This is a genomic window from Megasphaera sp. SC8-1 (assembly GCF_024436295.1).
Classification (GTDB): domain Bacteria; phylum Bacillota; class Negativicutes; order Veillonellales; family Megasphaeraceae; genus Megasphaera; species Megasphaera elsdenii.
In genome coordinates this window covers 1-12,448 of sequence record NZ_JANFQH010000032.1, presented here as the reverse complement: position 1 = coordinate 12,448, position 12,448 = coordinate 1, and the positions used below count along the sequence as shown (strand labels likewise).

Genomic DNA, 12,448 nt, shown 5'->3' with positions numbered 1-12,448 from the left:
CTTCACTGGCCTCTGCCAATGGGTATCACAGGACTGATGCGCCCTGCATGATGATAGCTTCCCGTTCTTTGCGGCTCATCTTGAGGAAATTCGTCTTTTTCAGCTTATCTTCATAGGACGAATCCATGCCGTTCAGCTTCCGGGCAACATCCTTGCGGATCTGCGGCAGCAGGCTGTAGAGGTTGCGTCCCGGGCAGTCCGTGCTGTTGACGTCGCGATGGCCTACGATGGTAGACGGTCCCGGCACGATGCTGTAGGTCTTGCAGATCCAGGCGACCAGCCCTTCCAACGAGTGGATCTGGGCCGGCGTGGGGATTTCTTTTTCAAAATTGCCCGTCACGTTGATGCCGACGGTATGGTAGTTCTGCCCTTCAGCGTGGGCACCGACCGTAGCCAGCGGGCGGCCCCGTTCAATGGTCCCGTCTTTGCGGATGACGTAATGATAACCGATGCCAGCCCAGCCGTTGGCCAAATGGGCGCGGTGGATAGCCGCTGCCGACGTATCGCCATCGGGGATGCCGACATGATGGATAACGATCATGTCCGTCTTCGGCCGCAGGAGCAGCGTTTCCCGGAACTGGAAATGTGTTTCCTTGACAGCCATCGGTTCGGCCGGTGCCGCATCGGTGACGGGATTATAATTGCGCATGACGCCGCGGGCTCCGGCTGGTTTGGCCGACCGCGGTACACTGGCCACCGCCGTCAGTCTGGCGGCGGTACTCGTCGTGCCAGGTGTTGCGGCTTCCGTTTTCCCAAACTGATCCTTTTTCATTTTCCCGTCTTTCTTGGAAGCCTTAGCGGCTTTCGCCCTGGCCTTGGCCGCGGCATCCATATGCTGATCGACACTGGCTACGCCCGTCGTATAGGCCGCGCCTTCTTCACTGACAGGACTCGCAAAAGAACCGGTCGTCATGCCCAGGGCCAGGCACACCGTCAAGGCCAGGGCGGATATCATTTTTTTCGTTTTCACGATACATACACTTCCCCATGTTGTTGTTTGATTTTTTGGCAGAGCCGGTCCCACAAGGCCTGCGGAGCCGGATGACCGTAGGTCCCGAGCTGGATGTGTGGCTTGGCCCGGCCGTGATAGTCGCTGCCCAAGGTCGCCATCAAACCGTACTCGTCGGCGATGCGGCGGTAAAAATCGCTCGTCCCCTCATCGTGGTAGCTGCAATACGCTTCGAGGCCGTCGAGACCTGTGGCAATGAGCTTCTCCGTCAAGGGACGATTCTGTTTCATATTGGCTCCAGGATGAGCCAGGACGGCGACGCCGCCATGGTCGTGGATGATAGCGACGGCACGGTCGAAGGCCATGAAGGTCATGGGCACGAAAGCCGGCCCTCCCTGACCGCAGATATCCCAGCCGAAATTGACATATGGCGCATCGCTTCTGGCACCTCCCGGCCGGTACGGTGCTAGGACGGGACAATCCGCGTTGCGCGGATCCGCCAGGGCGACGCGGGCGATGTGGACCGACGCAATGGCATCGCCGCTGCAGAGCGCCCAAATAGCCGGCCTGTCGAGGACGACGCCCAAGGCTTCGACAGCATCGAGGATTTTCTCCGAAATGGCCCGGCGCTGACTGTATACATCTTTTTCAATGGCCGCAAAAACAGTATCTTCTGCGTGGATGCCATAGCCGAGGAGATGGAAATTCTTCCCTTCATACTGACAGCTGATTTCGATACCCGGCACCAGGTTCAGCCCCAGCCGGGCCGCTTCATCCCGTGCTTCCGGGATGGCCCGGACCGAATCATGGTCGGTCACGGCGACCGTCGTCACACCGGCCTGGGCACACTGGCGCATCAAATCGGCTGGCTCGAACTGGCCGTCCATGCTGTATTTGGTATGCATATGCAAATCAAGCCATGTTTCCATATATGCACTTCCTTTCTTCAAACATCGCCCCTATTATACTACGCTTCCGCCCACCCTGCCAGTCGGGACGAAGTTTATGATTCGTTTTTCGAATTTTATTATTTTAAAATACTTATTACTAATTTTTTAAGTTTTTGTTTACATTTTCTGAAAAATTTTCTATAATAGCTCCAACGGATGCAAAAAAGTCATCGAGACGCATCCATCGACTACCTCACACAATAAAATATTCATTCAAAGGAGAATCCATTATGACAGAAATGCAGCAATATGTAGAAGACGTGCTGGCCATCATCCAGCGCCGTGACCCGGAACAGACGGAATTCCAGAACGCAGCCCGCGAAGTACTGACGTCCCTCGTGCCCATGCTGGAAAAGGAACCGAAATATAAACAGCACCACATCCTGGAACGCATCATCGAACCGGAACGCGTCATCATTTTCCGCGTCCCCTGGGAAGATGACAACGGCGTCTTCCACGTCAACCGCGGCTACCGCGTCCAGGCCAACAGCGCCATCGGCCCCTACAAAGGCGGCCTGCGCTTCCACAAGAGCGTCAACCTGAGCATCTTGAAATTCCTGGCTTTCGAACAGATCTTCAAGAACGCCTTGACGGGCCTTCCCATCGGTGGCGGCAAGGGCGGCTCGGACTTCGACCCGAAAGGCAAATCGGACCGGGAAGTCATGCATTTCTGCCAGAGCTTCATGACCGAATTGTGCCGTCACATCGGTCCCAACATCGACGTACCGGCTGGTGACATCGGCGTCGGCGCCCGTGAAATCGGCTTCCTCTATGGCCAGTACAAACGCATCCAGGATGCTTTCGATGCCGGCGTACTCACCGGCAAAGGCATTGATTACGGCGGAAGCTTTGCCCGTACCGAAGCTACCGGCTATGGTCTCCTCTATTTCGTCAAAGATATGCTGGACAACAAGAACATCGACATCAAAGGCAAGACGGTCATCGTTTCCGGTTCGGGCAACGTCGCCATCTACGCCATCGAAAAAGCCCAGGCCATGGGCGCCAATGTCGTAACCTGCTCCGACTCCAACGGCTATATCTATGACCCCAATGGCATCGACGTCGCAGCCGTCAAGGACATCAAAGAAGTCCGCCGCGGCCGCATCAAAGAATATATCGAAACCCACCCGAACGCAGAATACCATGAAAACAGCCGCGATATGTGGAAAATCCCGGCCTTCATCGCCCTTCCCTGCGCTACCCAGGGTGAAATCGATTTGGAATCGGCTAAAACCCTCGTCCAGAACGGCGTAAAAGCCATCGGCGAAGGCGCCAACATGCCGTCGACCCTCGACGCCATGGCATACTTCCAGGAACACGGCGTCCTCTTCGCACCGGCTAAAGCCGCAAATGCGGGTGGTGTCGCCGTATCGGCCCTGGAAATGGCCCAGAACTCGGAACGCCTGTCCTGGTCCTTCGAAAAGGTCGACGATACCCTCAAAGACATCATGCGCAATATCTTCGAAGAATCCCGTGACAACGCCGCAAAATACGGCGTCCCCGACAACTACGTAGCCGGTGCCAACATCACGGCCTTCATGAAAGTCGCCGACGTCATGATTGAACAGGGCTTAGTTTAATAATAATTTAATAATAAGTAGATATAAAAAGGGGCTGCCACATTCAGACAGCCCCTTTTTTTACGTTAACCGTAGGAATCGTAGATATAACTCTTCTGGTATATGTGGTATTCTTTATGCATCTCCCATCATGCATAGTGTGTACACTCTCTATCAGGCGGGCCGCCCGTTGGGACGGCCCCTACGCATACGGCCAATGGCCGTGTCTTCTTGCGTTCTGTGGAACCGCGCAGCCTGCCATCTGCAGACTGTTCCCATCGCCTGACTGCGATTCCGTAGGGGCTGTCCCAGAGGGCGGCCCGCTACGCGCTGAGGGCTTCCCAAAGCGTCGTTGTCGGCTTGAGTCTGTCGCGGCATAGCCGCATCTGAGTCCGAGAAAAAGCAATCGTTCATAGTCCATGGCTCGTAAAACCTGAAATTATGCCAAAGAACAGGATGTGGTTGAATTTCACGGCGGAGCATCCCGCTACGCTAGTCATTCTTTAGTGGTCATGCTATAATAAGTTATCATGAGTAAAGGAGTCGAATTTTTATGATGATAAAAAAACTTGTCACTTTTGAAGACCTCGGGTTCGTCCAGTGGGGCGTCCTGAATGAAGCGGAAGACGGGGTCTACGGGGCTATTGCCCTGGAAGAAGCTTTCTTTACGCCCCTTCCGGAAACGATGCTGGAATTCATCCGTCAAGGCAACGACGGCCTGCTGGCCCTGGCCGATGCGCTGGAACAGAACGAAAAGACGGGCGCCGTCAAGGCCAAACCGCTCGATACGATACGCATCATGGCCCCTATCCCCCATATGGAACGGAATATTTTCTGTATCGGCAAAAACTATACGGAACACATTGCCGAATTTGACAAGACAGCCATGCCTAAACCGCCAAAATATCCGGTCATCTTCACCAAGGCTACGTCGTCGGTCATCGGCCCGGATGACCTCATCGACCCCCATACGAACGTCACATCTCAAGTCGACTATGAAGGCGAACTGGCCGTCATCATCGGCAAGGAAGGTTCGGACATCACCGTCGGCGAAGCCATGGACCACGTCTACGGTTTCACTATCCTCAACGACGTCACGGCCCGGGACCTGCAGGCCAACCACGTCCAGTGGTTCCACGGCAAGAGCCTGGATACCTTCTGCCCCATCGGGCCGTATATCCTCTTGCGCGATGCCGCTCCGGATACGTTCGACATCGTTACCAAGGTCAATAACGAAGTCCGTCAGGATGGTTCGACCGGTGAATTTATCTTCACTATCCCTGAACTGATCCACACCATTTCCCAGGGCACGACCCTCTTCCCGGGCGACATCATCGCTACCGGTACGCCCAGCGGCGTCGGCGTCGGCTTCAATCCGCCCCGCTTCCTCCACTCCGGCGATACGGTAGAAATCACCATTCCCGCCATCGGGACGTTGAAGAATAAAGTGAAATAAAAAAAGCTGCCGCTTACGCGGCAGCTTTTTTTGTGGTTCGTGGTTCGTGATTCGTTTGGCGAAGGTTCGATGAACGACCCACGGCAAACGACCCACGGCGCAAAGCGCCTTACTTCCCCTCCTGCTGCAAGAGGCTGTGTTTGCGTCCGTAGACCATGTAGATGATGAGACCCAGGATGGTCCAGCCCGTGAACAGTATCAGCGTATGCGACGACAATTCAGAAAAGATGAAGGCACAGCAGATGAAGCCCAGCGGGGCGATGATGTGGACGGCAGGACAGCGGAATCCGCGCGGATGGTCGGGATAGAGCCGGCGCAGGACGAGGATGCCGACACAGGAACAGAGGAAAGCGAAAATCGTACCGGCGCTGCACGTTTCCGCGACGATGTGGATCGGCGTGAAACCGGTAATGCAGGCGACGATGATGCCGATGACAATCTGGATGATATACGGCGTATGGAACTTCGGATGAACCTTATAGAGGCTCATCGGCATGAGGCCGTCACGACTCATCGAATAGAGGGCCCGGCTCTGGGCGAAGAGCATGCCCAGGACGACTGTCGACAGGCCGCAGATGGCGCCAGTACCGACGATGGCCGAACCGAGATGGAGTCCGATGTATTCCAGGACGAAGGAGGCCGGAGCGGCCGTATCGAGCATGGGATACGGAACGACGCCAGTCATGACAGCGCAGACGGCGATGTACAGGACCGTACAGATGGCCAGGGCCGAGATGATGCCGATAGGCATGTCATGTTTCGGATTCTTCGTTTCTTCTGCCGCCGTCGACAAGGCGTCGAAGCCCAGGTAGGCGAAGAAGAGTACTGCCGTGCCGGCAAAGACGCCGTGGATGCCATAGGGCAGGAACGGCTGCCAGTTCATCGGTTCGATGTGCGGTGCCGCCAGGAAGAGGAAGAGGAAAATCGTACCGATCTTGACATACACCAGGATGCGATTGACGTGAGCGCTTTCGCGGACGCCGACGACGAGGAGCGCCGTAGCCAGGGCAACGATGAGGACAGCCGGCAGGTTGATGATACCACCGTCAGCCGGTACCGCCGTCAAGGCTTTCGGCAAGTCGATGCCGCAGGAATGAAGGATGCCGACGAAGTACGCCGACCAGCCGCCGGCTACGGCACTGGCTCCGACCGAGTATTCCAGGATGAGGCTCCAGCCGACCCACCAGCCAAAGATTTCGCCGAGGGACGCATAAGCGTAGGTATAGGAGCTGCCGGATACGGGCAGGAACGAAGCCAGTTCCGAATAAGCCAGGCAGACAAACGCACAAGTAATCGCGGCGAAGACGAAGGATAACATCAGGCCCGGACCGGCGTATTTAGCTGCACCGATGCCGGTGAGGACGAAGATTCCCGTACCGATGATAATGCCCAGGCCCATGAGGGTGATATCGAAGGCTCCAAGAGCCTTATTCAATTTCTTTTCCTGCGTATGGGCCAGCAGGTCATCAAAAGATTTACGACGTAATATATTCATGATATGTGTCTTCGCTCCCTATTGATTAACAGATTTGCTGGAAACAGCCGCTTTCCAGATCAGGCCGATGATGAAGCCGGCAATGGTGAAGCTGATCCACCCCATGCCCAGGGTGTGGAGCGGTACCATCGTATTGAAGATGCTGTCGATAGGCCCTAAGGAAATCTTAGCCGTCTGGAGGCCGGTGACCAAGGCCGGAATCAGGGTCAGGCCGATGGTCCAGGCGTAGACGCACTGCCGTCCATCATACATGTTGTTGAGGAAAGTCAGGATGATGATAGCGACGACGAGTGGATAAATGAACATCAGGACCGGAATAGCGGCGACGATGATGGTCTTCAAGCCGAACATGGCGACGAAGAAAGAAATGACCGTGAAGATGGTGACCCATTTCTTATAGCCGATGTTGCCGACGAGTTCATTGAAATACGTAGCGCACGACGTAATCAGGCCGATAGAGGTCGACAAGCAGGCCAGGAGTACGATGACAGCCAGGATGACCGCGCCGACATTGCCAAAGAGGATCATTGCGCTCTTGGAGAGGACCGGTGCGCCCGTTTCCTGGATACCGAAAGCAGCGACGCTGTCGGCACCGATTTTGGCGATGAAGATGTAGACGAAAGCCAGGCAGCCTACAGCAATCAGGCCGGCTTTAAAGACTTCTTTCGTAATGGCAGCCGGTTCCGTAGCGCCGTCTTCCATGACAAATTCAATGACCAGGATGGCGAAGACCAGCGATGCAATCGCATCCATTGTGTTGTAGCCATCGAGGACGCCCTGTACGGCAGCGATGCTGGCCGTCGCATAAGCAGCCGTCGGGTCTTGCGGCGATCCGAGGGGCGTAATGAAGGATTTGGCAATGAGCAGCAAAATCGTCAGCAGCAGGGCCGGCGTTAAAATCTTGCCGATGCGGTCGACCAGTTTCTGCGGCGATACAGACAGCCAGAAGGAAATGACGAAGAACAAAATCAAAAAGCCCGTCATGACCATGTCACTGCCACCGCTCTGCAAGAACGGACGGACGGCGATTTCATAAGATACACTGCCTGTACGAGGGATAGCGAAGAACGGTCCGATTGTCAGATAACAGATGACGGTAAAAAAGAGACCGTATGCCGGATGGACGCGGCCAGCCAGTTCCTGCAAGTTCTTACAGCCTGAATAGCCCATAGCCAGGACCCCGGCCAGCGGCAGGCCGACACCGGTGACGACGAAGCCCAGGACAGCCCACCAGACATTCGAGCCGGCAGCCTGACCCATGGCAGCCGGGAAAATCAGGTTCCCAGCACCAAAGAACAGTGCGAACAACATTAATCCGATAGCAATCGTTCTGTTTCCTTTATTTTCTCCCATATGACACTCCTCCTATCTTTGTAAAATTTTAGATTTTGTCAAGAAATCATAAGGACAGAAAATATAATAAATTAAATAGTTTAATTTGTGACTTCATTCTATCATAAAAAAGAAAAAAAATCATGACTTTTTTGCAAGTTTAATCTAATTCTAATGAGCCTTTAATCTTTCTTTAATATTTTCGTGAAATCTCGAACTTATCTAATATTTTCCGCTAAAAGAGCCACGAATCTTTCATTTTCTTCATGTGTCCGGACAGCAGTCCGGCCATAAGCTGCCGACAGGCCGGGATAGTTGGCGCAGTCGCGTATCAGCAAGCCCTGGGCTTTCAGCACTTCTGCCAGGTCAGCCGTCCGGGCGCCGTCGCCAGTCAGTTTCCAGAAGATGAAATTGACGCACGGCGGATAGACGCAGAGACCGGGAATTTTTTTCATCTGACCGTACAGCCATTCTTTTTCCTGCTGGACCAGTTGGCGCGAAGCCTGCTGATAGGCCCGGTCCCTCAGTCCGGCGACGCCGGCATATTGGGCCAGGACATTGACATTCCAGACGTCCTTATGGCCTTCCATGAGGCCGCGCCGCAAGGGCGACGTGACGCCGAAGCCTAGGCGCAGGCCGGGCAGGGCGTAAAATTTCGTCAGCGACCGGATGACAAAAAGGTTATCCCTGTCCCAGGCCTGGCGAAGGACCGAATAAGCCTCGTCGGATTCAAGGAAATCGAGGAACGATTCATCGACGAGGATGTCCGTCCCCTTGCGGGCGCCGACTTCAGCCAGGGCCATGATTTCATCGGCCGCAGCCAAGGTCCCGGTCGGGTTGTTGGGATTGCCGAGGACGATGCAGTCCGACTGGCCGCAGGCCTGACGAAGCTCCTTCCAGGGGAAGGCGAAGCCGTCGTCCTCCTTTAGATAACCATAATCGACGACGGCCCCGGCAGCCCGTGCAGCCCGTTCGTATTCACTGAAGGAAGGGACCGGCAGCAGGACCCGCTGAGGCCGGAAGGTATGCATATAAAGATAAAAAAGCTCGGCAGCGCCATTGCCGAGGACGATAGATCCGCCTGGTACGCCATAAGCCTGTTCCAAGGCCTGGCGCAAGACAGTCCCGGCCGGATCCGGATAGTGGACGACCTGGTCGAGATGGGCCGCCAGCGCCTGGCGCACAGCCGGCGACAGGCCCAGGGGATTGATATTGGCACTGAAATCCAGCCAGGCCTTTCCTTTCGGCGACGGCTGGTAAACATTGCCGCCATGTTCAAATCGCTGTATCATGAAGTCACCTGATTTCTGTAAAAATACCGCCCGGCTGCAACTGAACCGTTTCCCGATAGGACCACTGCGGGAACTGCCGGCACAGGGTGTCAATGACCGCTTCCCGGGATGCCGGAGAAGCTTCACAACCAAAGAAGACGCCGGCGACGGTGCCGCTGTGGGCCACATTGACGCCGACTACGGCAGGATGATCCAGGGCGGCCTGGAGAAAAGCCGTAAAATCCGGTTTCGGCAGCCACGGCTGATTGGCCAGGGCACTGAGAGAAGCCGCCAGCCCCAGGTGGCGGTCGGTCAAGGAAGCCGTCAGGAGCTGCAGACCCAGAAAAAGAGGCGCCTGGACCGGCCGGATCCGGTCCCGATGGCCCCGGTGGAAAGCGACGGTATCGACGGTCCCGCCGACATCGAAGACGGCAATAGCCAGGGACGGCACCTCGGGAAACACGTGCCAGATAGCCCCTGTTTCCGGCTGTATCATGGCCATGCCCTGACAAAAAACGCCGTCTGTCGGCTCAATGGAAGCTGCCAGACGGCCTATGTCCTGCTGGGAAAGTGACTTTTGGCAAACGGCGGCGACGGCGGCCAGGACCGCGCAGATATCGGCGGAACTTGAAGCCATGCCCTTGCCCGGAGGCAGATCCGACGTCAGGAAAAAATCATACGGAAGGTCTTGGCACCGGCAATATGTCCGGCCCAGGTCCAAAGCCCGACGGGCCTTTTCCCCGCCGCCCAGGAGCCGTCCCCTGCCGGGACGGACGACGACCGTACTGTACCGGTCGATGGGACACGTGATCAGGAAGGGCTCATCCTGCCAGATACCCTGCATCACTTCCCCACACGAACCGGGGACGCGGACAGTCAGCTCCATAAGCCGTAGAGCCCCAAGGAAAGAAGGGCTGTCAGGACACCGACAGTCAGGGATACGCCGTACATGAGATATATCGTCTTGCGGATGTACTGCGGCTCCAGTTCATGGTTGGCATCACCCATATATTCACGGAACGTATCCTTGCCAAAATAGCGGTTATGCCCGCCCAAACGGATGCCCAAGGCACCGGCCACGGTCGCTTCGGCATAGCCGCCATTGGGACTGGGATGCTTGGAAGCATCGCGGCGCATGATGCGCCAGGCTCCTTTGGCGTCATAACCCAGGCAGGCGGCGACGGCGATGAACAGCAGTCCCGTAAGGCGGGCCGGGATGTAGTTGAGGACGTCGTCGACGCGGGCTGCGACGCGGCCGAAATAAATGTATTTATCATTCTTATAGCCGATCATGGAATCGAGGGTATTTGCCGCACGATAGACGACGGCCAGGGGCAGGCCGCCGATGGCGAAGAAGAACAGCGGCGACACGATGCCGTCGACGGTATTTTCAGCAATCGTTTCCACCGTCGCCCGCGTCACTTCCGGACTGTCCAGATGATCCGTATCGCGGCCGACGATCTTGCCGACTTTGAGCTGGGCAATGCGCAGATGATGGCGGACGAGATACCGGTAGACTTCGCGGCCGGCCTTAGCCAGGCTGCGCGGGCAGATCATGAAGGACAGGAGGACGCCCTGGATGATATAACTCCAGTGTTCATTCGGCAAAAATTCCAGGGCCAGGACCAGGACCAGCGTGATATTATAGACAAACAGCAGGGTAATGACGACGGTCAAACCGCCTAAGATGAAATGTTCCCACTTCGTCGATTTTTCATTATAAAACAAGCGTTCGAGCAAGCTGATCCAGCGGCCGATGAGGGCGACGGGATGAAGTTTCGTATGGGGGTCGCCGATGATGAAATCTACGATAAAAGCGGTCAGTACAGTAATCATTGTATTCCTTCTTCCATAATCTGCCGCAGGCGCTTCATATCCAGGGACTGGCGGACAATCCGGGCCAGGCGGTCATATTTCGCTTCTTTTTCCTGCCGGTAATACCGTGTCACCGGCAGGGCATCCCAGCCCTTCTGCTTCCGCAGGCCATTGAGGAACTGACGGCGGAACTCGTCGTTGTCAAAGAGGCCGTGGATGTACGTGCCCCAGGCCAGGCCGTCTTTCCGGGCTGCGCCGGCCGGGTTTTGGCAGGGCTGGCCAGCGCGGCCGGTGACGATAAAGGGATAGACGTCGTCCCCGCCGCTTTCTGTCCGGCCCATGTGGATTTCGTAGCCGGATAAGTCGGGAATCGACAGCGTTTCTCCTAAAAAGGGCAGGTCCCGGCAGTCGGCTGTCACTTGGGACGTCAATTTCCGGGATACAAAGGTCGTCGTCACGCCCAGGAGATGCAGGCCTTCGACGCGGCCTATATCGGATTCAGTCCGTTCCGGGTCACAGACGGCTTCTCCCATCATCTGGTAGCCGCCGCAGATGCCGATGACCGGCTTTTTCTGCGCCATGAAATCGTACAGGGCCTGGGGCCAGCCGTTTTCGCGGAGGAAGAGCAAATCTTCCGTCGTGTTCTTGCTGCCCGGCAGGATGACCGCATCGGCACCGGCCAGGTCGCTGGGATGGCGGGCGTAGTACAAGGCGACGTCGTCTTCCCGGGCCAGGCTGTCAAAATCGGTGAAATTGGAAATCTTCGGGACCTGGACGACGGCGATGGATACCTTATCGGCTGCCGGCCGCTGTTCCTGATCGTCGAGGGACACGGAATCTTCTTCGTCGATGCCCAGGTCGTCGACATAAGGGACTACGCCCAAGACGGGCTTGCCTGTCTTTTTCTCTAAAAAGTCAATGGCCGGCGTAAATAGCGATACGTCGCCGCGGAATTTATTGATGACCAGGCCTTTGACCAGGTCCCGTTCGTCCGGTTCGAGCAGCTCCAGCGTGCCGACCAGGGCGGCCAGCGAACCGCCGCGGTCGATATCGGCCACTAAGAGCACCGGTGCGCCCAGGTATTTGGCGACGCGCATATTGACGATATCGTGATCTTTCAAATTGATCTCTGCCGGACTGCCGGCGCCTTCGATGACCAAGGTATCGTAAGCCTTATCCAGTTCAGCCAGGGCGCGCTTGACGGCATCGAAGGCCTTGAGCGAATAGCCTTTGTGGTAGTCCCGGGCCGACATATTGCCGACGGAGCGGCCGTCGATGATGACCTGCGAGCAGGCATTTCCTGTGGGCTTCAAGAGAACGGGATTCATGGCCACCATGGGCAGCAATCCCGCAGCCTCTGCCTGGGCGACCTGGGCCCGGCCCATTTCCCGGCCATCGGCAGTGACATACGAATTTAGGGCCATATTCTGAGCCTTGAAAGGCACGACTTTCTTCCCGTCTTGTAAGAAAATACGGCACAACGCCGTCGTAATGATGCTCTTGCCGACATGAGAACTCGTCCCTTGCAGCATGATGTACTGTGCCAACCAGCTTCCCCCTCACCTGTTTCATTTCTATTGCAATGGTTTTATTATATCTTGTCTGACGGAAAATGCAATAG

General features: G+C 56.1%; 10 protein-coding genes. 2 read left to right on the top strand and 8 right to left on the bottom strand.

Annotation, left to right across the window (positions count from 1 at the left end; all coding sequences use genetic code 11):
- Window positions 1–25: 25 nt before the first annotated feature.
- Window positions 26–970, bottom strand: coding sequence for a peptidoglycan recognition family protein (locus NOS26_RS09905; RefSeq protein ID WP_255917676.1), 945 nt, complete (start codon window positions 968–970; stop codon window positions 26–28).
- Window positions 967–1,878 (bottom strand): PHP domain-containing protein, encoded by a 912-nt coding sequence (locus NOS26_RS09900; RefSeq protein ID WP_014016769.1) that lies wholly within the window; start codon window positions 1,876–1,878, stop codon window positions 967–969. The genes NOS26_RS09905 and NOS26_RS09900 overlap by 4 nt, the downstream gene beginning before the upstream one ends.
- Window positions 1,879–2,129: 251 nt before the next feature.
- On the opposite strand from NOS26_RS09900, the gene gdhA reads away from it, so the two are divergent.
- Together gdhA and NOS26_RS09890 are read left to right on the top strand one after the other, a co-directional pair.
- On the top strand, window positions 2,130–3,479 hold the full coding sequence (gene gdhA, locus NOS26_RS09895; RefSeq protein WP_014016770.1) for an NADP-specific glutamate dehydrogenase: 1,350 nt from the start codon (window positions 2,130–2,132) through the stop codon (window positions 3,477–3,479).
- Between the two features lie 532 nt (window positions 3,480–4,011).
- A complete protein-coding gene (locus NOS26_RS09890; RefSeq protein WP_014016771.1) occupies window positions 4,012–4,914 on the top strand; it encodes a fumarylacetoacetate hydrolase family protein in 903 nt (300 codons plus the stop codon).
- Window positions 4,915–5,023: 109 nt separating this feature from the next.
- Here NOS26_RS09890 and NOS26_RS09885 read toward each other — a convergent pair whose 3' ends face one another.
- From NOS26_RS09885 to NOS26_RS09860, 6 genes are all read right to left on the bottom strand, one after another.
- Window positions 5,024–6,409 (bottom strand): amino acid permease, encoded by a 1,386-nt coding sequence (locus tag NOS26_RS09885; protein WP_255917675.1) that lies wholly within the window; start codon window positions 6,407–6,409, stop codon window positions 5,024–5,026.
- Window positions 6,410–6,427: 18 nt separating this feature from the next.
- The gene (brnQ, locus tag NOS26_RS09880) at window positions 6,428–7,762 is read right to left on the bottom strand and encodes a branched-chain amino acid transport system II carrier protein (protein WP_072981152.1); all 1,335 of its coding nucleotides are present in this window, start codon (window positions 7,760–7,762) and stop codon (window positions 6,428–6,430) included.
- Between the two features lie 197 nt (window positions 7,763–7,959).
- Window positions 7,960–9,033, bottom strand: coding sequence for a threonine-phosphate decarboxylase CobD (gene cobD / locus NOS26_RS09875; RefSeq protein WP_072981150.1), 1,074 nt, complete (start codon window positions 9,031–9,033; stop codon window positions 7,960–7,962).
- A 4-nt stretch (window positions 9,034–9,037) separates the two neighbouring features.
- A complete protein-coding gene (locus tag NOS26_RS09870; protein WP_072981147.1) occupies window positions 9,038–9,898 on the bottom strand; it encodes a GHMP kinase in 861 nt (286 codons plus the stop codon).
- The gene (gene cbiB / locus NOS26_RS09865) at window positions 9,889–10,848 is read right to left on the bottom strand and encodes an adenosylcobinamide-phosphate synthase CbiB (RefSeq protein WP_027895610.1); all 960 of its coding nucleotides are present in this window, start codon (window positions 10,846–10,848) and stop codon (window positions 9,889–9,891) included. The genes NOS26_RS09870 and cbiB overlap by 10 nt, the downstream gene beginning before the upstream one ends.
- Window positions 10,845–12,374, bottom strand: a complete 1,530-nt coding sequence (locus tag NOS26_RS09860) for a cobyric acid synthase (RefSeq protein ID WP_255917674.1) — start codon at window positions 12,372–12,374, stop codon at window positions 10,845–10,847. Before NOS26_RS09860 ends, cbiB begins: the two co-directional genes overlap by 4 nt.
- Window positions 12,375–12,448 lie beyond the last annotated feature (74 nt).

Excerpts from the sequence above, each read along its gene's own strand:
- cbiB (WP_027895610.1), bottom strand. The coding sequence starts at position 10,848 with ATGATTACTGTACTGACCGCTTTTATCGTAGATTTCATCATCGGCGAC.
- NOS26_RS09890 (WP_014016771.1), top strand. The coding sequence starts at position 4,012 with ATGATGATAAAAAAACTTGTCACTTTTGAAGACCTCGGGTTCGTCCAG.
- brnQ (WP_072981152.1), bottom strand. The coding sequence starts at position 7,762 with ATGGGAGAAAATAAAGGAAACAGAACGATTGCTATCGGATTAATGTTG.
- NOS26_RS09885 (WP_255917675.1), bottom strand. The coding sequence starts at position 6,409 with ATGAATATATTACGTCGTAAATCTTTTGATGACCTGCTGGCCCATACG.
- NOS26_RS09900 (WP_014016769.1), bottom strand. The coding sequence starts at position 1,878 with ATGGAAACATGGCTTGATTTGCATATGCATACCAAATACAGCATGGAC.
- gdhA (WP_014016770.1), top strand. The coding sequence starts at position 2,130 with ATGACAGAAATGCAGCAATATGTAGAAGACGTGCTGGCCATCATCCAG.
- NOS26_RS09870 (WP_072981147.1), bottom strand. The coding sequence starts at position 9,898 with ATGGAGCTGACTGTCCGCGTCCCCGGTTCGTGTGGGGAAGTGATGCAG.
- cobD (WP_072981150.1), bottom strand. The coding sequence starts at position 9,033 with ATGATACAGCGATTTGAACATGGCGGCAATGTTTACCAGCCGTCGCCG.